At 47.4% G+C, this 1,000-nt stretch carries 1 protein-coding gene and 1 pseudogene; both read right to left on the bottom strand.

Going from position 1 to position 1,000, the window contains the following annotated elements; all coding sequences use genetic code 11:
• Nucleotides 1-388: pseudogene (locus R7O12_RS27260) on the bottom strand (hypothetical protein); the annotation flags it as partial.
• Nucleotides 389-400: 12 nt separating this feature from the next.
• A partial coding sequence (locus R7O12_RS27255) for an energy transducer TonB (RefSeq protein WP_318127168.1) occupies nucleotides 401-1,000 on the bottom strand: 600 nt, incomplete at its 5' end.

Below are 1,000 nucleotides of genomic sequence, written 5' to 3'. Positions count from 1 at the left end.
CTACTGACTTTTTAAATTGCCCTTCGGCTAAGTAAAGCTGCGCCAAGCTATAACGAACTTGCTGGGCTACAGGCACTGGAAGTGCGTTTAAACTTAACGCATCAGCAAAATACTTTGCTGCTTTCGGGTAGTCATCTTGCAGAGAGTACAAAAAGCCCATCTGTTGCAGTAAGACTGCACGGTCATATTGTTTTTTGCTTGTACTACTTAATGCTGAGTTCAATTTAGAAAGGGCATCAGCGTACTTTTCTGTAGCAATGAGTTCCTGAACTTTGTTTACCGTTCGAAACGTTTTGTCTGACAACTCCGGAGTGTTGGCAAAACCAGGCGCGCCATACGCGCCTGACAATAACACTAGAGAAGCCAACAGTTTGGTATATGCTTTCATACGTATGACTCCTTAGTTTGTAGAGAACTCAATTTCTTGAGAAAGGCGAGAGCTAACCGCTTTACCATCAACCATCTTGGGTTTGAAGGTCCACTTAGATACGGTTTTCTTCGCGGCTTGTCCCAAGCCCAACTTACGTGGTGTCTCTTTTAAAACTTTGACGTCCTCGACGCTACCACGTTCGTTAACAGTAAACTCTACAAGTACGATACCTTTCTCAAGTCCAGAACGGGCGGCCTTACGAGGCATCTGAGGTTGGAATGTTGCTAAAGGCACAGGGCCTCCGCTACCTGCCAGTCTCGCTCCGCCACCTTGGCTGTAATGACCGAGCACTGAGCCACCAGTGACGTTAACTGGTAGATCGAGTTTTGGCATATCCATTGGAACTTGGTCCATCACCGGTTTTACTGTCGACGTCACCTTCATTTCTGGTGGCGGCGGCGGACGCTTAGGTGGTGGCGGTTTCGGGAGTTCGCGTTTTTTCTCCTGTACTTTTTCGTCCGGTTTAATGCGAATGAAATCGACCATACGCTGATCATCATTCGACACTAACTCGTGGCGCTCTTTGTTTACTAGCTTGTCCATCCCCCAGAACAACCCGAGGGAGACAAT

This window comes from Vibrio sp. Vb1574, from assembly GCF_033338675.1.
Note: the sequence above shows the minus strand (reverse complement) of the source record. Positions and strands in the feature narration are given on the sequence as shown.